Raw genomic sequence first — 22,724 nt, forward strand, 5'->3', positions numbered from 1 at the left:
ATCGCTGGTCCCTCTGATTAGAACCAGCGGAGAAAGTTTTAGGGGAATTTGACGGGATTTAACTATTTTTCTCGATAACGGTTGAACTCAGCCGCGATGGGTTGGAGTGCGACGGCAAATATTTTTATAATCCTCTAGCATGGTGCGTTCCCCAAAAATCTATTGGTGGAGCAGTAGAAGTTGCATTAGGGAACGCACCCTACGCGATCGGCGATCTGCTATGCAGTGACTTCGGCATCGCACTGGGGTGTTGAGTCCGTCGGCTGCAAACCCTGGTTAGACAACTGATAGCCGTTTGACTTTGATATTGCCAATTGTCTGCTCTGCTTGCCATAGATCGTATTGCATTTGCTGATTGAGCCAACTTTCAGGAGATGTATCGAAAGCTTTCCCTAAGCGAATTGCCATTTCGGGGCTAATACCTGCCCTACCATTTAAGATGGCAGATAGGGTTTTTCGACTTACACCCAATGCTTCAGCAGCCTCAGTCACAGTCAGATTCAAAGGTTCGAGACAAAGTTCTTTAAGAACTTCACCAGGATGTGGTGGATTATGCATTTTCATCAGTGGTAGTCCTCAAGATCGACATCACAAGCATCAACACCGTCAAAGGTGAAAGTGATCCGCCAGTTTCCAGATACTCTCACCGTCCAGGTTCCTTTACGTTGCCCTGCCAGTTCATGAAGTACCAATCCGGGTAAGCAATTATTGTAGGTTGGGTTGACGCAAGGAAACCCAACAAAGAGTAACCTTTGGGGTGGTTGGGTTTCGCTTTTTCAAGCGAATTAAGCTATTTTCGCCTCAGTATTGTTTCGCTCAACCCAACCTACGAGGCTATTTTTAATATATCTCGTGGGTAGTGCGTTACGACGGATTGCTAGTCCTAAGTAAGAGCAGAGATTGTCGCCGTCTAACGCACCCTACTGGACTATTAATTACACGGAAACTTTCCGTATATCACGCCCAAAAGCGTGTTATCCAGATTAGCCTACTGCTAGTGGAGCAGTAGGAGCCACATTAGGGAACGCACCCTACAGCGATGGCCATCATACTGACAGTGGGAGCAGTCTAACGGTTGATCTGAGCGGCGGCAGATAGCCTCGGCATCACCCCCAATATCTCCCGTCCGTCCGCTCCAGCGCGTTGTTAGCCCGCTTTCGGCACCACGCGATGAGTCTAGAGGCAGACTAGATCTAGATCGCCAAAACTGATTTAAGCTGCCGATACAGATCTGAAACTGTATCGAGAAAATCAGGCTCATCTCTATCACACAGCCAACCCTTGCTGTACCACTTATGATAAGGAACGTGAACAATCTTCCAACCAGCCCGTTGAAGGATATCAATCCGTGAGAGATGACTTTCGGAGTAGGTGTAGCCACCTTCAGCAAAGTGATGTACACCATCAACTTCTATTGCACAACATTCCTCGTTTAGAGAGTTAAAGATAACAAAATCCAGTCGTTTGCTACAACTCTCAACCTGATTATAAATTTTCAATGATTCAGAGCCATGACTCTGAACAAATTCTTTGAGGTACTCTAGTACCTTAAACTCAAATTCAGATTCAACTTTTGATTCATCAAATCTCCAACTGAGCCTGTTGTCTAAAACTGTTTGTTGTTGAACGGGTTCTACCAAGCTACCTTCATTAACTGGATAACCGAAATTCTGCAAATACTCCTTTAGTAAATGAGCAGTTTTAGGTATTCCGCCATAGATAAGATAGGTATAATTTACAGCGCGACTGGTTGCTACATTAAACCGATTAGGGTTTTCATAGTGACCTTTTGCCCATCTATTGTTAGTTCCATCAAGCCCTAGAGTTATAATTATTATGTTCTTTTCATTTCCCTGAAACTCTTCAGGTGTGCCAACAAACAATTGATAATCTTTCCATTCATCATCAGAAAATTTTTCTTGAAGTCGTTCTCTAATGGCATTTCTTTGCTGAGTTAAGAACGACAAAACCCCAATTGTTGGTTTATTTCTAATCGTAAAGCCATGATGACTCAATGGTTCTTGTAGGTAGCTATTTTGACGGATCAAGCCACTGAGCTTGTTGATGAGTTCTTCAATTTCTTCAGGAACAAATTTTGTAGTCAATTCTCTTTGACCACCAACCTCAACTGCCTCAAAGCAAGACTTATTAACGTTTTTACCTACCTCTGTCATAATTAATAGGCTATCGTCGTAAAAGGTTTTGCTTGTAAATCTAGCTAGTTGAGGCATAGAACGAAAGTGTTCATTGAGAGTCACTTTTGGAATGGTAAAGTAATTATCTTGATTTATAATAAAATCAAGAATTGAAGATTTGCTTACAATTAGATCCTTTCCTTCTGCTTTTTCATAGGAAATAACCTGATTCAATCCTGCAAAGCAATGGTTCCAAATAAGTCTTTCAAACTTTCTATTCAGTGAGAATAAACCTGCTGCATTTAAGCCAAGTTGCTTATCGTCTCCTACCACACAAAAGCTTCTACCTCTATAAAAAGCAGGTATTATTTCTGCAATATTGACTTGAGAAGCCTCATCAACAATGACGAGATCAAAGATTTCATTTTGAAAAGGTAGAAATTGACCAATATCCTTAATTTCACCAGCCCAAAGCGGGAAAACACTGGTAAGTCTGTTGTAGTCAATCCTACTCATGGCTTCCAAGACTCTAGTTTGATTTGTCCACCTTAGAAGCTTCCGAAATGCATCAGTGACATTTTGATTCTGTTGTAAGTTTCTGGTAAATTGATATTCAATTAGCTGCTTAATATATTGTCTCTTTTTATCTAGCAAGACTTGCTCTTGCTGCTGAATCACTTTCCTTATTTGACTTAAACTAGGATTAATTCTACGTCGAATAGATACAGATTCGGTATAAGAACTATTCACTTTAAAGAGCAATTCTAGATATAGAGGAATTTGACCGAGTTCATTTCTTGAAAATCTAGTCTTGTCAGCTTTTAGTCCATCAACACACTGCTTGTAGAAGCGTCTTATATAAATAAAATCTTTACGCTTAAGATTCCCTGATGAGAGTTTTTTTTGAAGTTTATCAATATTTTTTATGAACCAATCTTTACCTGATTCATGAATTTCTTCCTCTCTTAAATCAAGTTGCTTTGTGTAGTTTCGGTCAAAGATATCAGCAAAATGATTTCTTTCTTTTAGATATAGATCGTTCGCCCGATAGAATTCATTTTCTGTATCTAAAGCTCTTTTCAATTGATCTCTGTGCTTTGCAAGCCCTTGATCTAGATCTATAATTTCTTGATGCAAGGAATCAAGTTCTTGTTTCTGCTTAGAAATATGACTAAGTAAATTATGTGCATTAACTCCCGAAGATTTTGCTTCAATATAAGCTTGAAGCTGCTTACGTTCTTGGCTTTCAGAGCCTACGTAAATGACGGTGTTTTTACCCAAAAAATCTTCTAATTTTCTACGAACGACATCAATAGCAGCCTTTTTTTGAGAAACAAATAATACTTTTTTGTTTAGCAGTAAGGCTGAAATCATTATTGCTACGATAGTGTAAGACTTCCCCGTACCAGGAGGTCCCTGGATATAGGAAATTTCACGCCGCCAAGCATTGTATAGAGCATCCTTTTGGCGATCAGAAAGAGGTAGTGGCAAATAGGCAACTGCCTTATCAATTGATAAACATTCGGTTAAATCGCTATTAAATTCAACAGATTCATTCTGCAAAATTCCTTTAAATAGCTTTTTCAGAACTTGATTTTGAAATGGCATTTAGCTAACCTCTGAAATCAGTTTTCGTAGTGCTGTATAAGTTGATAGTTGCCCAGGTGAGCTAGCAACATAAAAAAATCGATGATTGTAGAAGGTCAACTCTACAGTACCTAGCTTCTCTAGCTTCTGAAGAGTGAAGTCTTCCGTTGAAGGGTGTATTTGATTGAACTCAGGGATTTTTTCATGGATTCGTCGAAAAGTTTGGTCTGCTAATGAATTAGTCGTCAATTTTACACTCTCATGCCTGAGAATATCCTCTAAACTATTTTCTATATCTTCTAGAACTTCAAGCTTGTTGGCATCAACACCTGCACTCTGAAATCCCATTCCCTCATCTTCTTCTTCATCAAGATCTTGCTCTAAAACCAGAGTAATTAAGTCATAATTTAGACTCACCGAATCCAATTCAATGCTATAAGTCAATGACCTGCCGTTTTCATCTAGATCAGTTTTGACGAGGAAATAAATTAATGGTGCGGCAACATACTTCTTGACTTGCTTCTTCTTGAATGAACCAGCGATCAAGCCATTTCCCAGGAAAAGTTGGCGATCACTTTCCTTTTCAAGATAATTTCTGACATCACGCAAATACTGAGAATCTACATCTGCATCTTCAAAGGGTCGATAGTAGTGAGGGCTTTTCTTAGTTTTTCCATAAAGAGTGTTTTCCATCCCAGTACGCAGGCTAATTTTGCGACTCATTTCTTGAAGATAAGATAAGTACGCATGAACTACCTCGGATGATTCTTCTGAGTGTTTGGAATCCATATTTTTAAAATCTAACTGATTCTTCCAAGCTGTTTTTCAGCGCTTCAAGCTTATCTGCAACCGTTTGAAGTTTCCCTACTTGCAGATCCCCACCTCCACGTAGGAGTTCATATAAACTAGAAATATTTTTCTTTAGTATCTCAAGCGTATCAATAATTGCCTGGAGTCTCCCAATTTGTAGGTCTCCACTCCCACGTAAAAGTTCATATACTTTGTCGATAGATTTGCTTTGAGCATCAATTAGTTCAACTAACTTTTGCTCTATAGCTTGATTTCTTTGTATTAGACGTTCAAGCTGTTTGTAGATATCTGAATCAGATTCAGTCCGTTTCTTAGCGTTAGTGTTTAGACTTTTCTGTATTTGCAAAAGAATAAATGCAAGAATTGCAGTTGAGATTGCTGATACGGCTGAGAAAATTACCAAGGCTAGTTCCATCTTTGAGACTCTTTGGGTAAAACGATCCTTAGCACAGGATAACAAAAACTGTTGTGAGAGGCACTTGCCGATGACTTTACCGTAGCTTGATGCTTAACGCCGACAGGTAGCCCCTAAACTACTGCCTCACAGATAACCTTGCGGGCTAACTATTGATTATACGGAAATTTTCTGTATAACACTCCTGAAAGTAATGATATGGGTCAACTTTCGGCATATCACCCCATTTAGGCGCGATCTCCAGAACTTTTCCGTATATCACGCCCAAAAGCGTGTTAGCCAGATTAGCCTACTGCTAGTGGAGCAGTAGGAGCCACATTGGGGAACGCACCCTACGGCGATGGCCATCACAATAATTATATACTAGACGGATTTTTTCCATACAACACCCCAAATACAGATTTTCTGGCTCTTCGTTACTTGTTATGGTTCGATAGGGTGGCATAAATCGACTAAATCCTTATCTGGCAAGAGATTTAATTGATTAGTTCGCTCTAGATCAAAAACAATTGACAAAAATCGCCAAACGTCTTTCTCTATAAGGGTTCCATCCCTTATAACCCCCGTACATTGCATAACACAAACCAAAGAACCCATTTCGTCGCCGTGCCTAGAATTTTATTGTCTAGTACAGCATCGCTACCATAGCATGATCGATTTAACTTGACTAGGAATGGATAAAGGCAAATAATCAATTAATCGATCGAGATCAAGACTCAATGTCTGATAACTTGTTATTGGTGGGGTAGGGAATCACCTAAGTCACCCTGTTGAATTATTGATTGTCACTAAAAATGTTTAAGCGATCGCTTTTCTTGCCCCTGTTAATTTTATCCCTTAGTTGTACGCTGCTTTTTAGTGCTTGTCGTCAACAAACAGCTAATAATCCCCCAGCAACGACCAATAATAATTCAGAAACTTTAAAACTTTTGTATTGGCAAGCACCGACGATTTTAAATCCCCATCTCTCCACGGGATTTAAAGACTCAGAAGCGAGTCGCATTACCTTAGAACCTTTGGCTAGTTTCGATGAAAAAGGGGAATTAGTTCCTTTTTTAGCGGCAGAAATTCCTACTATTGAAAATGGGGAAGTTGCCCGGGATGGTAAATCGGTGACATGGAAGCTAAAAAAAGATATTAAATGGTCAGATGGTACTCCTTTTACTGCCAAAGATGTCATCGCTACCTATAATTTTATCACCAATCCGAAAACCGGTTCTACTAGCGCTGGCAATTATGAAATAGTTAAAAGTGTGGAAGCGATCGATCCCCATACAGTTAAAATAACTTTTAAGCAAGTTAATCCCGCTTGGTCATTAGTTTTTGTGGGGACAGAAGGGATGATTTTACCAGCACATCTCTATGAAAAGTATAGCAATGAAACGGCACGCCAGGCCCCTGCTAATTTATTACCGGTGGGAACTGGCCCCTATAAAGTGGTAGAATTTAAACCGGGAGATACGGCGGTTTATGAACCAAATTCTTTTTTTCGAGAAGCGGATAAATTAGGTTTTCAAAGAATAGAATTAAAAGGAGGAGGTGATGCAACTTCTGCGGCACGAGCGGTTTTACAGACACAGGAGGCGGATTATGCCTATAATTTGCAAGTAGAGGCTAAGGTTTTAAGTGATTTAGAAAAAGCGGGTCGGGGTCAGTTAATATCTAGTTTCGGTTCTTTGATTGAACGAGTTTTATTTAATCTGAGCGATCCTAATCAAGCTACTCCTGAAGGTGAGAGGTCTAGTATTAAGTTTCCCCATCCTTTTTTGAGTGATGTAAAAGTAAGAGAAGCTTTATCTTTAGCCGTTGATAGAGATACTATTGCCACGCAGCTTTATGGTATTACTGGGAAAACAACTCCCAATTTTATCGTGATGCCATCGGAATATAATTCTCCCAATACTAGCTATGAATTTAATCTAGAAAAGGCTAAGAAATTACTAGATGATGCGGGATGGAAAGATAGTAATGGTGATGGCACTAGGGATAAAAATGGGGTAGAAATGAAATTAGTTTTTCAAACTACCGTCAATCCTCTCCGTCAGAAAACCCAAGAAATTATCAAACAAAGTTTACAAGCGATCGGGATAGGAGTAGAATTAAAAACTGTTGATGCCAGTATTTTCTTTTCTAGCGATCCTGCTAACGATGACACGGTAGAAAAGTTTTATGCTGACCTACAAATGTACACTACCGGTAATAATAGTCCCGATCCGAAAGCCTATTTTAAAACCTTTACCTGTAGCGAAATTCCCCAAAAAGCTGATGGTTGGGCCGGTGATAATTATGCTCGTTATTGTAATCCTGAATACGATAAATTATGGCAAGCTTTTAGTCAAGAATTAAACCCAGAAAAACGGCGAGAAATAGCGATTAAAATGAATGATATGTTAATTAATGATTTTGTGATTATTCCCCTAGTTCATCGTGCCGATGTGGTGGCAATTAGCAATAGTTTGTCGGGGTTTGAATTAACTCCCTGGGATAGAAATACTTGGAACATCAAGGACTGGAAGCGTAGTAAATAAATGCTCAAATATTTTCTGATAAGATTATTATTTTCGATTCCCACTCTTTTAGCTATTAGTATGGTGGTTTTTGGCATTTTGGCCCTAGCGCCGGGGGATCCGATGGGGGAATTTGCAGCTAATCCCGCTATCACCGAAGCGGTGCGAGAAAATATTCGCAAAAGTCTCGGATTAGATCAACCGCTTCCCGTGCGTTATGTCAAGTGGTTGTTAGCATTTCTTCAAGGAGATATGGGCTATTCTTTCACCAGTCGCAGCCCGGTTTTTACCCTCATTTGGCAGCGTTTACCCACAACTCTCTGGATTGTCGGTATTGCCTATATTTTCGGGGTTTTAATCGCTTTTCCTTTGGGCGTAATTTCAGCAGTCAAGCGCTATTCTTGGTTAGACAAAATCATCTCTACTTTTTCGATGCTTGGCTTTTCTTTACCCACCTTTGTGACGGGATTATTATTAATTATTATCTTTAGTGTGCAGTTAAACTGGCTACCATCTTTTTATAACAGTACCCTAGAAATTAGCGATTTTAATAGTTTGATCGAGCAGGTTAAACAGTCAATTATGCCCGTAACTGTATTAAGCTTATATCAAGGGGCGATGTTGATGCGTTTCGTGCGTTCTTCCGTAACCGAAGAAATTCACCAAGAGTACGTTAAAACTGCCTTAGCCAAGGGACTAACTAATTTTTCTGTCCTCACTAAGCATATAGTTCGCAATGCTTTAATTCCCGTTGTCACCCTGATTGCTCTTGATATTCCCTCAATTTTTACTGGAGCTTTAGTCACAGAACAAGTGTTTCGTGTGCCGGGTATCGGTGCTTTATTAATTGATTCTATTTCCCGCAGTGATACCCCCGTAGTGATGGCGATTACCTTTATCTATGGGATTTTAATTGTTATCTTTAACTTAATTGCCGATTTAACCTATAGTTGGCTCGATCCGCGAGTCAGATATTAACTATGAACATCATGCGATCCTTACACACGGGGATTTTAGTCACCGATCTAGAAAAAGCCGTTAACTTTTACGAAAATGTTCTAGGATTGACTAGAATTGATCGCCCTTTTCAATACGATGGGGTTTGGTATCAAGTGGGAGATTATCAAATTCATTTAATTGTCGATACCAATTATCAAAACTACCGTCCCAATCCCCAAAAATGGGGACGCAATCCTCATATTGCCTTCGCTATTGATGACGTGGCGGCCATGGGTAACTATCTAGAAAGTCAAGGTTATACAATTCAAATGAGTGCCTCGGGTAGAAAGGCCTTATTTGTCAGTGATCCCGATGGTAATATCCTAGAAATGAGCCAAATTTAGCCTGAAAAATTCCCCGATATGTTAGACCAATTACAGACTCAACTCTATCACCTTGAACAATACGCCGATCGCTTAGTGACTTCCCAACTAACTCACCTTAGTTTTGTCAGTATTGCCGTGATTTTTCTAGCCGGTTTACTCACCAGTCTTACCCCCTGTATGCTGTCGATGTTGCCGATTACCGTCGCTTATATCGGGGGTTACGAAAATCAAGGTCGTTTAGCGGCTTTTTGGCAGTCCACATGGTTTTCCCTGGGATTAGCCACCACCTTAGCGGGATTGGGACTAATTGCCGCTACTTTAGGAAAAGTCTATGGACAGGTGGGGATCGGTTTACCAATTATCGTCAGTGCGATCGCTATTTTCATGGGGTTAAACCTCTTGGAATTATTACCCCTGCGCTTCCCCTCCCTTGGCTCTACCGATTGGATTACCGGCGATTTTCCCCCGATTTTGCGGTCCTATCTTCTCGGTTTAACATTTGGTTTAATCGCCTCTCCGTGTAGTACACCAGTTCTGGCAACTCTATTGGCATGGGTGGCCAATACGGGAGATTTAAGCTTAGGAGGGGGATTATTGTTATCCTACACTGCTGGCTATGTTTTACCCCTAATTATCGTCGGTTCTTTTACTGCCTCGCTGAAAAGCTTTCTTTCCCTGCGTCAATGGTCCGGGTGGATTAATCCCGTCAGTGGGGTTTTATTAATCGGTTTCGGAGTTTTTTCTTTATTATCCCGTCTGCTGTGATGGTGGAGAGTTACAAGGGATAATTGGCTAAAATGGCCCAACTTTTAACTATAGAACCTCTTGTATAATTAATTTTTGAGGGTTTAAAAACTGCTCATTTTTGTAAATCTGCTGAGTTGGGATTTTTCAAGGTAAACTATCTTCTAAAATTGGTCATTACTTCCGATTTTATCACTCAATCCCAGCTTTTGGGGGGTTCTACCCCCCAAACCCCGGAGCGCATTAGCTTTTGGGTGGGATGCTTACAGACAGCTGCTGATAGATCTGTGATAATTTAAGCATCACTGATAATTGCTGGTTATCGGTATTTCTGCAAATGTGAGATACAGCCTAATTGATTATTATTCATTCTTAATTCTCCTGACTCCTGACTCCTAACCCTAACAACAATTTTTGATTTTTACAAGAGGTCCTATGACTATATCGGAAACTTCCTCAAATTTAAAGAATACACCGCCTCAATGGGGACGTAAATTTATCCAGACTATTGCCGATCTGCGATTGGCAATTATCCTCTTACTTTTAATCGCTATTTTTAGCATTTCTGGGACGGTAATAGAACAGGGTCAATCTCTATCTTTCTACCAAGTTAATTATCCTGAGAAACCCGCTTTATTTGGGTTTCTGACTTGGAAAGTTTTATTAATAATGGGATTAAATCATGTTTATAGCACTTGGTGGTATCTATCATTATTAATTCTCTTCGGTTCCAGTTTAACCGCTTGTACCTTCCGACGACAATTACCTGCTTTAAAAGCGGCCAGAAAATGGCAATTTTATCAACAATCTCGCCAATTTCAAAAACTAGCTTTAAGTGCTGAATTAGAAACCGGTTCCCTAGAATCCCTCACCCCCTTGTTAGAAAAAAAAGGCTACAAAGTTTTTCTAGAAAATAACAGTCTTTATGCTCGTAAAGGTCTGATTGGTAAAATCGGTCCGATTATCGTTCATGCAGCCATGTTAATTATTTTAGCAGGAGCGATCTGGGGAGCGTTAACCGGGTTTTTCGCTCAAGAAATGGTAGCTAGTGGCGATAGTTTTCAGGTTAAAAATATTATTGAAGCTGGACCCTTATCTAAAAATTCTCTCCCTAAGGATTGGGGGATTAAAGTTAATCGTTTTTGGATTGATTATAGTCCTAAAGGTGATATAGAACAATTTTATTCTGATTTGTCGGTGATCGATAATCAAGGACAGGAGATCGATCGCAAAACTATTCAAGTTAACCAACCTTTGCACCATAAAGGGGTGACTTTTTATCAAACCAGTTGGGGAATTGCTGGGGTAAAAGTACAGGTGAATAATAGTCCGATCCTACAGCTACCGATGGCTAGTTTAGACACCAAAGGTAATGGACAAATCTGGGGAACGTGGATTCCGACTAAAACCGATCTTAGTGAGGGAGTTTCTCTTTTAACCAGAGATTTACAAGGTACGGTAATCGTCTATGATGCTAAGGGAGATTTAACCTCTGCTGTACGAGAAGGAATGACGATTCCTATCAATGGAGTTAATCTAAAAATAGTCGAATTAGTGGGCAGTACAGGGTTACAAATTAAGGCAGATCCGGGAGTACCTATCGTCTATTTAGGTTTTGCTTTATTGATGATGGGAGTGGTAATGAGTTACTTTTCCCATTCGCAAATTTGGGCTTTACAATCGGGCGATCGCTTTTATATTGGTGGTAAAACTAATCGCGCTCAAGTCAGTTTTGAACGGGAAATAATTGATACTATCGAAATGTTAAAGTTAAAGTAGAATTGATGTTAATTTGGTGTCGTTTCCCGATCAGTAGGTAGGTGTTAAAAATTTTCTGATCCCCCCACCTATCGGCACCCCCCTTATCAAGGGGGGCAGGGGGGATCAGAGGCAAAATCTATCTTATATTTAATTAGAATCACTTACTTAAAAAGTTCTGTTTATCTATCTTCTGCCTTTTGCCTACCCTAACCAAGAACTTAATTTTGTTCAATTACTTATATGCCAGAATTGCCAGAAGTAGAAACGGTGCGTCGCGGATTAAATCAAGTTACCCAGGGCAAAAAAATTATCGGTGGGGAAGTATTATTACAGCGTACCCTAGCCTATCCTAATTGTGAGGCAACTTTTCTGCAAGGAATTGCTCAGACTACGATTACCAATTGGCAGCGCCGAGGCAAATATCTCCTCGCCAATTTAGATAATGGTAGCAGTATCGGGGTTCATCTGCGTATGACCGGACAATTGCTCTGGGTAAAAGATACCACTCCCCTGCCGATTCATACGCGCTTACGCTTCTTTTTTGCCAATCAGCAAGAATTGCGCTTCGTCGATACCCGCACTTTCGGGAAAATTTGGTGGATTGCCGCCGATAAAACCCCAGAAACTGTGATTACCGGTCTCAAAAAACTGGGATTGGAACCCTTTGATCGCAATTTTACCCCCGATTACCTCTATAGTCACTGTCAAAAAAGTCGTCGTCCGATTAAAACTTTTCTCCTCGCTCAAAATGTAGTCGCAGGAATTGGCAATATCTACGCAGATGAAGTTCTTTTTAAAAGTGGCATCCATCCCCAAACTGCCGCTAATCTCTTGAAAATTGAGCAAATAGACTTATTGACAAAAAACATTATTTCTGTATTGGAAACGGCGATCGCTGAAGGCGGAACCAGTTTTAGCGATTTTCTCCACGTTACGGGAGTTAATGGCAATTATGGGGCGATGGCCTGGGTTTACGGTCGTAATGGCGAAAATTGTCGCCTTTGCGGTGCAACTATTGCCAGAATTAAATTAAGTGGGCGCTCGGCTCATTTTTGTCCCCAATGTCAAGTCTCAAGGGGAGAAGGGAGAAAAAGCTGATCACTGATTAGGGGCTGTGGCTTCAATTTTGTTATTTTCGTCGGCTAGGGTCTGAATCTCCTGTCTGTAAGCAAAAGGAGCGCGACTGAGAGCATCTTGAAAGAGGGGTTGAGCCTCTTGATTTTTGCCCTGTTCTTTCAGTACGATCGCCGCTGCCAAAATCGGTCGGAAATCGTTAACATCCATCTGTTGAGCTTGTTTATAGGCGTTTAAAGCTTCCGGATAATTTTGCTGCTCGAAATAGATTTTGCCTAAAAGTAACTGAACGGAAACGATATCGATTAAACTAGCAGGATTATTGGGATCGGCAGCAGCTTTTAAAGCGCGATCGAGCGTGTCTTTGACCAGACTAATCGCCTCGATCGGGCGGTTTTGGCTAAGAAATAAATTAGTTAATCCAGTTAAGGCCCGCAGCTCTTGGGGATGGGAGGCTAAAAGAGCGCGATAACTGCCTGTGGCTCCTGCATAGTCCTCTATTTGCTGTTTCGCTTCCGCCAAAAGTAGCAGATAATCGGATTGTTGGGGGTTAAGTTGCGCTAATTTTTCTAAAGGTTCGATCGCTTGCTTTAAATCGCCCTGCTGTAAGCGAGTATCTAATAATCCCCGCAAAGCCGCCTGATTATCGGGTTCACGCTCTAAAACCATCTGATAACCCAGTGCTTGACTGGCTAATTCCTCTTGTTTGACTGCGGACAGATGACTCTGGCCCGAGGAGTGCTGACTTTTGAGAATAGAAGTCAATAGCGGCATGATCGAGAAGGACAACAAGGCAAATAACATGAGGACGAGACCGATGGACAGCCAACGACGGTGAGAGAGAGAGGCTTTCATAGACTGGGGTGCGAGGGGACAGAGAGGAAAATGTTATGGAAATCTGGAGATTTGATGAGGGGATCGATCGAATTGGCCGCTCTTTATTGAGTACAATGGGCAAACGGTCAAGACTCAAAAGGGTTTTGACAAGGTTGACAGTCAAAAGATCATGGTTCTTAATATATTAGATGCCAGTAGAGTCGCCCTAGAGGGTTATTGTAACCCCCCAGATCGCGCTTTTGACTTGCTTGATTACTAATTTACTATGTGTCTCCGCCGCTAGGAGTGTGATATGAATCGTCCTGGGAATCGGTTTACCGAATCACCGAAAACCCCCCCGACCCCTGAAGTGGAAATTCAGGAAGTCCCCCTTGAATCCCCCCATACTGAGGCTGATTTAGCCGTAGAGTCAGCCACCCCCGAAGAAGTCAAACGTCAACAACCGATCCCCCCTCCCAGTCATCTGCGGCAGTACCGGGCGATCGGTCTCGTCTATGGCCATTATCAGCGATCGGAGGAACAATTAACTAAAGGCAATATTTTAACTGCCGATGGTACTCTGATCGATGCTGTGATTCTCGGTCGGGTGATCAGTTTGGTCAAAAATCATCTCGATCTGGAAAAACCCCATCTTTGGGTGGTTTATCCGCGCACCCGTCAGGAAAATGATGCCCTTCATGTTCAGATTGTCGGTGTTTGGGAACCAGAAACCCTGAAAAAGGAGGATGATCAGGAGATAGAGCCTCTCCTCGCTTCTACCCCGGGTTATTTCTCGATTCGAGGCGAAGTCATCTTTACCGAACGGGAAAATCAAGCGGTAGTGGTCAAAATCCGACAAATGCCCAAAACTGAAGCGGACAAACCCAAGTTTTTTAAACTAAAATTGCGCGGTACTTTATCTGGTAAACCGATCAGTCGTTTTTGGGATTTTCAGGTACAACTTAAAGGAGATGCCTTAACTATTTTGGAAGGTTTAGACCTCGGTTTTGCCAGCAAGAAAAAACCGATGGGTAAGGGAGGTTTTAAAAAGCCTTTTGATAAAAATCGTCATCCCTCGGGGGAAGGAGAAAAACGACCTTTTACCCCCGGACAATCCCCTATCCCTCGGCCTTCCCGACCAAAACCCGTATCGGAAAACTAATTTTTTTCTAAGGATGGGTTTCTCACCCATCCCTAGTCTAGGATTTGGTTTTGGGAGCTATTTGATACTTAGTATTGGGAATATAAGCGCGAATGTTATAACTATAATCTGTTCCTAAAATCTCGGTGATAAAAACCGCTAACTGAGTGCCTAAAATCGCTTCATCGGCAGAATTAAAAGATTTATAATCTTCTATTAACCATTCTTGACTACCATTAACTAAAGTACATCTAAATGTACCGAGAGATTCGGCGATTTCTGTATGTTCTGTATAGTTTCTCGTTCTTACTTCCCCCGCACTATCTGCTCTCAAACACAATTGATTAAGTTCTGCATAAAATTTGGCAGGAATTTTGTCTAAATCACCCCCTTTAGTCACCCAATGCACAAAAAGATGAAAAGACCAAGGAAGATTGAGGTAGAGTAGATAAAATAAACCCAGAATAATTGTTAAATATAAGGAGGAAGTCAGGAATTTATCATATTTCCTTTTTCGGGATCGATTTAAACGTTTAGCTAAATCTAACTTTGATCTTTTCATAAATTTTAATGAGTCAAAAGTAATTTGTAAAAAGTAAGATGTATAAAAAAATCCAGCGTTTTGCTCCGATTATCCTGTCCTTGAGTTTATTTATTCTAGCGGTCTGGGCAATTAGTCAAGAATTTAAACACTACACTTTTGCCCAACTCTTGGCTAGTTTGGATCATATTACCACAAGTCGTCAGCTAGAAGCTATTTTTTGGATGGCTTTGGGTTATTTGTCGATGACGGGTTATGATCGCCTAGGTTTTTATTATATCAAGCATCCCTTAGCTTTAGGCACTATTATCCGCACTGCTTTTATCAGTTATGCTCTTGGTAATACCATTGGTTTGACCTTATTTTCTGGGACAGCAATCCGTTATCGTTTCTATACTCCTGCGGGGGTGGGGGTGGTGGATATTGCCAAAGTTATTACTTTTACCCATTTAAGCTTTTGGTTAGGAATGTTAGGGATTGGTGGTTTAAGTTTCCTCCTCGATCCCCAACGGATTCCTCAACTTTTAAAATTACCTTTTTTAACTACTAAACCTTTAGGAATAATTTTTTTATTGCTGGTTACGGGATATTTTTTCTTGACTCTCACCTATAAAAAACCAATAAGAATCGGCCAAGAAAATATCTATTTACCCTCTTGGACTCTTTCCCTGGCTTTGATTTTGGTGACTTTTATCGATTGGATATTAGCCGCTAGAGTTCTCTATCTTCTTCTCCCGGGCAGCTACAATACTTCGTTTTTAGGATTTTTCGGTCTCTATGTATTTGCCATGACGGCAGGGGTATTAAGCAACGTGCCGGGGGGAATAGGTGTTTTTGAGTTTATCATGCTGAGATTACGCCCCGAATATGTATCTAATGCCGAGCTTTTAGGTTCTTTAATCGCCTATCGAGCTATTTATTATTTCCTGCCTTTAATTGTCGCTTTTGTCTGGTTGTTGGGTTACGAGGCGCGCAGAAAATAAGGTCTTCAAATTAGCTTAAACGGACAAAAAAAGTCCCCATGCAGTCATAGCTGGGGAGCATCAATCTAGTAGGCTAAAGTTTCTAAAGTTTCCCGTAGATAGGAACAAATGCGAGCATCAGCATCGTCTCTATTTTTACCTGATTCTAGTTGTTCTTGCTGCCAACGCCGAAAACCGGAACTAGCGGCGATGGCTTGTTTTAAATGCTCCCAAGTGTGATGATCTTTGTGAAGTGGGGTGTCGGAAAATGTGGTAGAGTTGCCCATCTTTACCTCTGGTGGTAGGGTTGCACTTTTTAACATAACTTAAAAATCGCTGAAAATTCTGATAACTGGGACACAATTAGGCAGAAAAAGGTGTTGCCTAGCGGGAAAGCTGCGGGGATGCCAACACCTTTTTTGAGGGAATCTAGCGGATTTTTAGGAGATTTTGCTGGTTTCTGCCGCTTCTTCCGCCTCCACTGCCGCGTTTAAAGCGACGGGGGGAATGGGGATAGGAAATACCGACGGCAGCTTAGCGGCGGCATCTTCAGGAGGCTGCCCGGAGTGAAAACGACGGTAACTTAAAACACCGGCTACGGTGATTGCTCCTGTAGCGGCGGCAACCCCTAAAATAAGTTTGTTAGCATCCACAGGGAAGGTGGTATTGCTGCCAAAAATGCCTTTAGCTTTAGCGAAAGCACAAGCGGAGGCACTGCCAGCATCAAGAGTACCTAAAACAATACCACTGACGAGGGTGGCACTAACGGCGATGGAGGTGAAAAAAGTTTTCTTCATAATTGCCTTGGGGATAGGTTGTCAATAGCGATTATCCTTGCATTATAGATATCTCCATCACAATTGTCTATTTTATTTCCGTTGGTGACATTGAAATAATTTTGTTTAAGAATCATGAATTATCAATATCGTGTCGGGGGTAGTCTTGCCTATAACCATCCTACCTATATCGAGAGAAATGCCGATCGAGAACTGTTAACGGCGTTGAAAAATGGTCAATTTTGCTACGTTTTTAACTGTCGTCAGATGGGTAAATCCAGTTTAAGGGTACGAGTGACTCATATTTTACAGCAATTGGGCATGGATTGCGCGTCCGTAGATATAACCAGTCTTGGCAGTAATGATAATTTATCCCAATGGTATAACGGGGTGATTACCCGTTTGTTTTTAGGATTTAATCTGACGGGAAAAATTAATCTTAAATCCTGGTTGCGCGAGCGAGAGGATTTACCTCCCGTGCAGCGTTTGGGACAATTTATCGAGGAAGTTTTATTAGTTTATTGTCGGGGAGAGAAAATATATATTTTTATCGACGAGATCGATAAAATTCTCAGTTTACAGTTTTCTCTAGATGACTTTTTTTCCCTGATTCGTTATTGTTATAACCAAAGAGCGGAAAATGCCCAGTATGAAAGAATTACTTTCGCTTTATTCGGTGTTGCTACCCCAGCAGATTTAATTCGCGAAAAGACCCAAACATCTTTTAATATCGGCCAAGCGATCGAATTAACAGGATTTAATCTGACCGAAATTGCTCCTCTAGCTGCGGGATTATCTAGTCAAAGTAATTATCAACCCGACTGCTTAGAAAAAATTATTTTTTGGACGGGAGGACAGCCATTTTTAACCCAGAAAATCTGTCAGCTATTGCGGGAAACTAATTTAGATATTGAGACGCTGATCAAAGAGAGAATTATTAATAATTGGGAATCTCATGATGAACCAGTTCATCTGCGAACTATTGCCGATCGCTTGTTAAGAAATCAAGACAAAGCGGGTCGTTTGTTAGGCATCTATCAACAAATTTTAGAAAAAGGTGCAATCCTGTGCGATGATAGTCCAGAACAAGGGGAATTAAGGTTATCGGGGTTAGTGGTAAAAAAGGATAATCAATTAGTAGTTTATAATGCTATTTATCGAGAAATATTTAATCTCAATTGGCTGGAAAAACAATTAGAGCAATTGCGTCCCTACTCAGAAGCAATCGCCGCTTGGCAACAGTCTAATTATACCGATGAATCGCGGCTTTTACGCGGAAAAGCTTTAAATAATGCCCTCGATTGGTCTCAGGGTAAAAGCTTAAGTAATCTTGATTATCAGTTTTTAACTGCTAGTCAAAATCTCGATAAAAGAGAGGCAGAAATTAGCCTAGAAACTCAGAAGCAAGCTAATAAAATTCTAGCAATCGCTCACCAAAAAGCTACGAAAAGAATTCAAATTGGCTCGGTAATTTTAATTGCTTCTCTCCTGGGTTCTTTCTTCGCTTTTATTCAGGTAAAACAAGCGTGGCAGCAAGTAGAAACCGCTAAATTAGGTATTAAATTACAGCGCAATGGTGACAGTTATTGGCAGCAATTTCAATTTGAACAACTAGAATCTTTAATTGCGGCTATGCAAGCAGTAAATAGTTTAAAAAACATCGTTACTGATGACCAAACCTTGAGTAAATATCCTGCTACAAGTCCAATTATTACCCTACAACAAATTTTAGATCGCATTCAAGAAAAAAACCAACTGCAAGGACACCGAGGAACTATTTATAGTGTTAGTATTAGTCCTGATCGTCAAAAAATTGCCACTGCTTCTCAGGATGGGACGGTAAAAATTTGGAATCAAAAAGGTGAGAATATTCAAACTTTGACAGGTCATCAAGGAGCAGTTTATAGTGTTAGTTTTAGTCCCGATGGTCAAAAAATCGCCACTGCTTCCGAAGATAAAACCGCCAAAATTTGGAACTTGCAAGGGCAAAATTTAGTCACCTATCCTGACCATCAAGAATCAGTTTATAGTGTTAGTTTTAGTCCCGATGGTCAAAAAATTGTCACCACTTCCAGGGATAAAACCGCTAGATTATGGAATTTATCAGGTGAAACTTTACAGGTATTTAAGGGACATAAAAGATCGATAGATGCAGCTAGTTTTAGTCCCGATGGTCAAAAAATTGCCACCGCTTCCCGGGATGGTACGATTAAAATCTGGGATTTATCAGGTAAAATTATCTTGAGTTTAGGTCAAGAAAATATTGAGGCTTTTTATAGTGTTAATTTTAGTCCCGACGGTCAAAAAATTGCCGGAGCAGCGGCAGATAAAACTGCTAAAATTTGGGATTTACAGGGAAATTTAATAGCTACTTTCCGGGGACATCAAGATTTTGTCAACAGTGTGAATTTTAGTCCTGATGGACAGTTTATAATTACTGCATCTAGTGACGGTAGTGCTAAAATTTGGGGAATGCAAGGGGAAGAAATAACTACTCTCAGAGGACATCAAGAATCGGTTTTTACTGCTGTATTTAGTCAAGATGGAAAACAGGTGGTAACTGGATCGAGTGATGAAACGGCTAAAATTTGGCAGCTGAACAATTTAAATCAAGCTCAGGCCGATAATACCAGTGTTAGCATTAATTCCCAGGGCAGTATTATCGCTATTGCTAACAAAGATGGTCAAATTACTTTACTCGATTCCCAGGGAAAAAAAATTAGAGAATTTGCCACAAAAATGCGCTCAATCTATAGTATAGCTTTTCATCCCGATAGTAATCAGATAGCGATTACAGGAAGAAATGGAAAAGTACAAATCTGGAGTCAAAAAGGAACAATGCTTCAAGAATTTACTGCTAGTCAAGTACCGATTTATAGTCTTGCTTTTAATGGAGAGGGAACAGCAATAATCACGGGAACAAGCGAGGGAAAAATTCAATACTGGCATTTAAGCAATCATCGGCCTCAATTAATTAATTCCTGGACAGCCGATGATAATATTATCTATGATTTGGTGTTTTCTCCCGATCATCAAAAAATTGCTACTGCTACTCGGGGAAAGATTAAAATTTGGGATTTACAGGGCAATCTTTTCGAGGAGATTAAAACTGATTCTTTTCCCGTTTATGGAGTTAGTTTTAGTCCCGATGGTGAAAAAATCGCCGCTATTTCAAGGGATGGTACAGCTAGACGCTGGGACAGGAACGGAAATTTGCGCTCGGAGTTTAAAATAGAAGAAGATATCGTCTATGGGATCACTTTTAGTCCTGATAGCCAAGAGATTGTGATTATTGCTAGGGATGGTCAAAAGCATCGATGGCCCTTAGAAACGGAATATAATTATTTACAAAAATTGCTCGATCGAGGTTGTCTTTGGTTAGAAGATTATCTCGGAAATCGTCCCGAAAAACGAGAAGCTCTATCCCTGTGTACTGGGAAAATAAAACCATTCACATTTTAAACTTGGTTTGACTGGGTGGGGGCAAAGGTTAAATTAATTAGTTAATTTCTTCAGTAATTATTGCCTAACCCACCCGCTAAATAATCTTAACTTTTAATCCGATGGGGGGGGATTTTCTGCGCTTGGCGATCGAGTTTCTGGGGGAGTATCTTCTCCGATAGTTTCTTCTGGGGGCAAATCTTCCTCTGGGGGGGGATTTTCTGCGCTTGGCGATCGAGTTTCTGGGGGAGTATCTTCTCCGATAGTTTCTTCTGGGGGCAAATCTTCCTCGGTAACTTCAATAATCACCGTTTCGCTAACAGCAATAGTTTCGACTTCAACATTTGCGACAGGTTCAGTCGGGGGAATTTCTGGGGGATTTTCGGAAGAGTTGATCTCTTCCGTTGCCAAATCAAAATCATCGAAATCATCGAAATCATCGAAAGTTTCATCATCATCAATAATTTCTGCGGCTTTTTCCCCAATTTCTGTCACTGATTCTGTAATAGTTTCCCCGATAGCCGCCGCTTTTTCTATAACGGGGTCCACCGTTTCTTGAGCTTTTTCCTCAATTTCTGTCACTGATTCTGTAATAGTTTCCCCGATAGCCGCCGCTTTTTCTATAACGGGGTCCACCGTTTCTTTAACCGTTTCTTTAACTTTTGCCGCTACTTTCTCAGCTTTAGCTTTAGTTTTAGGGGATTGAGAGGGAGTAACTTTCCCCAGACGATTGCCTAACCAACCGACAATAGTAAATAATTTAACCGGTTTGTCGGGATAAAAAAGTGCTTGTCTGAGTTTGAGAGTTTGCCAAGCGAAAGCAATAAATAATATGGCTGCGGCAGCTTGTCCGAGGAGGATAGCGCCTGTAATCCTTCCCGCGCACAACCAGAGGACAAGGGCATAGAATAATCCTACCGCACTCCAGAGAAAATCATCTTGACGGTGGCGATCGGGGGCGATAAAAGCGGTGGTGAGGAGGTACAGACTACTCAATCCCACAACGACCGCTAGGATATAGGGCAACATTTGCGATTCTCCTTTGACATTTCCTTTTTTATTGTGCGTTATTTGGGGTCGATCGAGTCTATTTTTGGCTCTTCTGGTTTCTGTGTGGAAACGGGGTCTATACTGATAGTTTCTTCAGCAAAATACTCCTAAAAGTCTTTCCCAGTAAATATTTCACGATTCTATAAGCAAAAATTATCACACAAAGTCGAGAAGAGCCTATTTTTTGATTAATTTGGGAAATTATCGAGTCAGATAGTCTTTACCTGTGTTTATGAATAGCCAGCGTTAATATTAGGAAATTCTGGGTTTATCCTCTGCTGCTTGTGCTGATCAGATTAAACAAGCTTTCGGATCAAATGATTAAGTTTTGGTCTTTAACAAGCAAAGCAAAATTAGCAACTCTTGATCAACCCACAGACAAACTGTTATCTTTAGCAATTAGTGCCGATGGTAAATATTTAATTATTGGTAGTGCTGACAAAAATGTAAAAATTTGGCAAAATGGGCAATAGTGACACCTCAAGATAAGTAAGTAGTTATAATTAAATTGAAGATAAATTTCGCTTCTGATCCCCCCTGCCCCCCTTAATAAGGGGGGTGCCGATTCCCCCTTAGTCCCCCCTTGATCAGAGGGGTGTCTGACAACTTTTAACACCTACCTACTTAACTGCTATAATTAGAAACTCATGCCGACAATATTTTATTGGGGAGAAGATGAATTTGCTATTAACCAAGCGGTGAAAAATCTGCAAGCAAAACTTCTCGATCCCAATTGGATACAGTTTAATTATGACAAAATCAACGGCGATCGCAATGAGGCAATTATCGAGGCCCTCAATCAAGCGATGACTCCAGTTTTCGGCATGGGAAATCGTTTAGTTTGGTTAGCTGATACGGTTATTTGTCAACAATGTTCCGAGGATATTTTCCAGGAATTACAGCGCACTTTGCCCAATTTACCCGAAAATTCCTATCTGTTATTAACCAGTGCCAAAAAACCCGACTCCCGCTTAAAATCGAGCAAGTTTATCCAAAATCAGGCGGAGGTTAAAGAATTTGAACTAATTCCGCCTTGGAAAGTCGAGGAAATTGCCCAAAGAGTTAGGGAAATTGCCAAAGAAGTGGGAGTAAAATTAACTCCCGATGCGATCGAACTCTTAGCTGAATCGGTGGGAAATAACAGCCGCTTGCTGTGGATGGAGTTAGAAAAACTGCGTTTATTTAAAAATAATTCGGCGGGAACTATTGACAAAAAGGACATTTTAAGCTTAGTCAATGCCAGCAATCAAAGCAGCTTACAGTTAGCCAGTGCTATTTTAAAACGGGAGACAGGCAAGGCCCTCGAATTAGTCAATGAATTATTAAATCGCAACGAGAACCCCCTAGGTATCACCGCCACCCTAGGGGGTCAATTTCGCACTTGGGCAATAGTGAAATTAAAAATTGAAGAAGGAGAAAAAGACGACAAAAATATCGCCGCCGCCGCCGAAATTGCCAATCCCAAGCGACTGTATTTCATTCGCAAAGAGATACAATCCTTTTCTTCTAAGCAACTTCTGGCCACCTTGCCCATACTTCTCGAATTAGAATATCGTCTCAAGCGGGGTGCAGAACCTTTGGCAACTTTGCAAACCAAAATTATCGAACTTTGTTGTTTATTGGTGACTTAAGTAGGTAG

Annotated in this window: 20 protein-coding genes; 11 read left to right on the forward strand and 9 right to left on the reverse strand. The window is 40.7% G+C overall.

Annotation, left to right across the window (positions count from 1 at the left end; all coding sequences use genetic code 11):
* Nucleotides 1-276: 276 nt before the first annotated feature.
* The 4 genes from PX482_RS07955 to PX482_RS07975 form a co-directional block, all read right to left on the reverse strand.
* The gene (locus PX482_RS07955; RefSeq protein ID WP_238141989.1) at nucleotides 277-558 is read right to left on the reverse strand and encodes a HigA family addiction module antitoxin; all 282 of its coding nucleotides are present in this window, start codon (nucleotides 556-558) and stop codon (nucleotides 277-279) included.
* Between the two features lie 635 nt (nucleotides 559-1,193).
* Nucleotides 1,194-3,743 (reverse strand): AAA domain-containing protein, encoded by a 2,550-nt coding sequence (locus tag PX482_RS07965; protein ID WP_002757076.1) that lies wholly within the window; start codon nucleotides 3,741-3,743, stop codon nucleotides 1,194-1,196.
* A complete protein-coding gene (locus PX482_RS07970) occupies nucleotides 3,744-4,511 on the reverse strand; it encodes a hypothetical protein (protein WP_002757074.1) in 768 nt (255 codons plus the stop codon).
* Nucleotides 4,512-4,515: 4 nt separating this feature from the next.
* Nucleotides 4,516-4,947 (reverse strand): hypothetical protein, encoded by a 432-nt coding sequence (locus PX482_RS07975; RefSeq protein WP_002757072.1) that lies wholly within the window; start codon nucleotides 4,945-4,947, stop codon nucleotides 4,516-4,518.
* 794 nt (nucleotides 4,948-5,741) lie between these two features.
* On the opposite strand from PX482_RS07975, the gene PX482_RS07980 reads away from it, so the two are divergent.
* The 6 genes from PX482_RS07980 to PX482_RS08005 all read left to right on the forward strand — a co-directional run bounded on the left by PX482_RS07980 (nucleotide 5,742) and on the right by PX482_RS08005 (nucleotide 12,382).
* Nucleotides 5,742-7,475, forward strand: a complete 1,734-nt coding sequence (locus PX482_RS07980) for a peptide ABC transporter substrate-binding protein (RefSeq protein ID WP_288122297.1) — start codon at nucleotides 5,742-5,744, stop codon at nucleotides 7,473-7,475.
* On the forward strand, nucleotides 7,476-8,432 hold the full coding sequence (locus PX482_RS07985) for an ABC transporter permease (RefSeq protein WP_002757065.1): 957 nt from the start codon (nucleotides 7,476-7,478) through the stop codon (nucleotides 8,430-8,432).
* Nucleotides 8,433-8,434: 2 nt separating this feature from the next.
* Nucleotides 8,435-8,797: a VOC family protein gene (locus PX482_RS07990; RefSeq protein WP_004158968.1), complete on the forward strand. Its 363-nt coding sequence runs from the start codon at nucleotides 8,435-8,437 to the stop codon at nucleotides 8,795-8,797.
* Nucleotides 8,798-8,815: 18 nt separating this feature from the next.
* The gene (locus tag PX482_RS07995; protein ID WP_288026001.1) at nucleotides 8,816-9,544 is read left to right on the forward strand and encodes a cytochrome c biogenesis protein CcdA; all 729 of its coding nucleotides are present in this window, start codon (nucleotides 8,816-8,818) and stop codon (nucleotides 9,542-9,544) included.
* Between the two features lie 414 nt (nucleotides 9,545-9,958).
* Nucleotides 9,959-11,302 carry a cytochrome c biogenesis protein gene (locus PX482_RS08000; RefSeq protein WP_288097229.1) on the forward strand — a complete coding sequence of 448 codons (1,344 nt, stop codon included), beginning with the start codon at nucleotides 9,959-9,961 and terminating at the stop codon, nucleotides 11,300-11,302.
* Between the two features lie 222 nt (nucleotides 11,303-11,524).
* A complete protein-coding gene (locus PX482_RS08005) occupies nucleotides 11,525-12,382 on the forward strand; it encodes a DNA-formamidopyrimidine glycosylase (RefSeq protein WP_288122292.1) in 858 nt (285 codons plus the stop codon).
* Here PX482_RS08005 and PX482_RS08010 read toward each other — a convergent pair whose 3' ends face one another.
* The gene (locus tag PX482_RS08010) at nucleotides 12,383-13,213 is read right to left on the reverse strand and encodes a tetratricopeptide repeat protein (protein WP_002757059.1); all 831 of its coding nucleotides are present in this window, start codon (nucleotides 13,211-13,213) and stop codon (nucleotides 12,383-12,385) included.
* Between the two features lie 274 nt (nucleotides 13,214-13,487).
* Between PX482_RS08010 and patR the strand changes: the two genes are divergently transcribed.
* Nucleotides 13,488-14,336 (forward strand): heterocyst master regulator PatR, encoded by an 849-nt coding sequence (patR, locus tag PX482_RS08015; protein ID WP_288057230.1) that lies wholly within the window; start codon nucleotides 13,488-13,490, stop codon nucleotides 14,334-14,336.
* Nucleotides 14,337-14,373: 37 nt separating this feature from the next.
* Here patR and PX482_RS08020 read toward each other — a convergent pair whose 3' ends face one another.
* Nucleotides 14,374-14,877 (reverse strand): hypothetical protein, encoded by a 504-nt coding sequence (locus PX482_RS08020; RefSeq protein ID WP_288057231.1) that lies wholly within the window; start codon nucleotides 14,875-14,877, stop codon nucleotides 14,374-14,376.
* Nucleotides 14,878-14,915: 38 nt separating this feature from the next.
* On the opposite strand from PX482_RS08020, the gene PX482_RS08025 reads away from it, so the two are divergent.
* On the forward strand, nucleotides 14,916-15,839 hold the full coding sequence (locus PX482_RS08025) for a lysylphosphatidylglycerol synthase domain-containing protein (protein WP_288097225.1): 924 nt from the start codon (nucleotides 14,916-14,918) through the stop codon (nucleotides 15,837-15,839).
* Nucleotides 15,840-15,904: 65 nt separating this feature from the next.
* Here PX482_RS08025 and PX482_RS08030 read toward each other — a convergent pair whose 3' ends face one another.
* Together PX482_RS08030 and PX482_RS08035 are read right to left on the reverse strand one after the other, a co-directional pair.
* A complete protein-coding gene (locus PX482_RS08030; protein ID WP_080603301.1) occupies nucleotides 15,905-16,141 on the reverse strand; it encodes a hypothetical protein in 237 nt (78 codons plus the stop codon).
* A 117-nt stretch (nucleotides 16,142-16,258) separates the two neighbouring features.
* Nucleotides 16,259-16,615: a hypothetical protein gene (locus PX482_RS08035; protein ID WP_002757053.1), complete on the reverse strand. Its 357-nt coding sequence runs from the start codon at nucleotides 16,613-16,615 to the stop codon at nucleotides 16,259-16,261.
* Nucleotides 16,616-16,729: 114 nt separating this feature from the next.
* Here PX482_RS08035 and PX482_RS08040 point away from each other — a divergent pair, with 114 nt between their 5' ends.
* Complete coding sequence (locus tag PX482_RS08040; RefSeq protein WP_288122294.1) at nucleotides 16,730-20,056, forward strand: AAA-like domain-containing protein; 3,327 nt, start codon at nucleotides 16,730-16,732, stop codon at nucleotides 20,054-20,056.
* 93 nt (nucleotides 20,057-20,149) lie between these two features.
* Here the strand turns inward: PX482_RS08040 and PX482_RS08045 are convergent, their stop codons facing one another.
* Nucleotides 20,150-21,064 (reverse strand): Ycf66 family protein, encoded by a 915-nt coding sequence (locus PX482_RS08045; protein WP_288096629.1) that lies wholly within the window; start codon nucleotides 21,062-21,064, stop codon nucleotides 20,150-20,152.
* Nucleotides 21,065-21,402: 338 nt separating this feature from the next.
* Between PX482_RS08045 and PX482_RS08050 the strand changes: the two genes are divergently transcribed.
* Both PX482_RS08050 and holA read left to right on the forward strand, forming a co-directional pair.
* Nucleotides 21,403-21,558 carry a WD40 repeat domain-containing protein gene (locus PX482_RS08050; protein WP_221634911.1) on the forward strand — a complete coding sequence of 52 codons (156 nt, stop codon included), beginning with the start codon at nucleotides 21,403-21,405 and terminating at the stop codon, nucleotides 21,556-21,558.
* A gap of 174 nt (nucleotides 21,559-21,732) precedes the next feature.
* Nucleotides 21,733-22,716: a DNA polymerase III subunit delta gene (gene holA / locus PX482_RS08055; protein ID WP_002757047.1), complete on the forward strand. Its 984-nt coding sequence runs from the start codon at nucleotides 21,733-21,735 to the stop codon at nucleotides 22,714-22,716.
* Nucleotides 22,717-22,724: the final 8 nt, after the last annotated feature.

The sequence above is a fragment of the Microcystis sp. M53602_WE12 genome, assembly GCF_030065455.1.
GTDB classification, from domain to species: domain Bacteria; phylum Cyanobacteriota; class Cyanobacteriia; order Cyanobacteriales; family Microcystaceae; genus Microcystis; species Microcystis aeruginosa.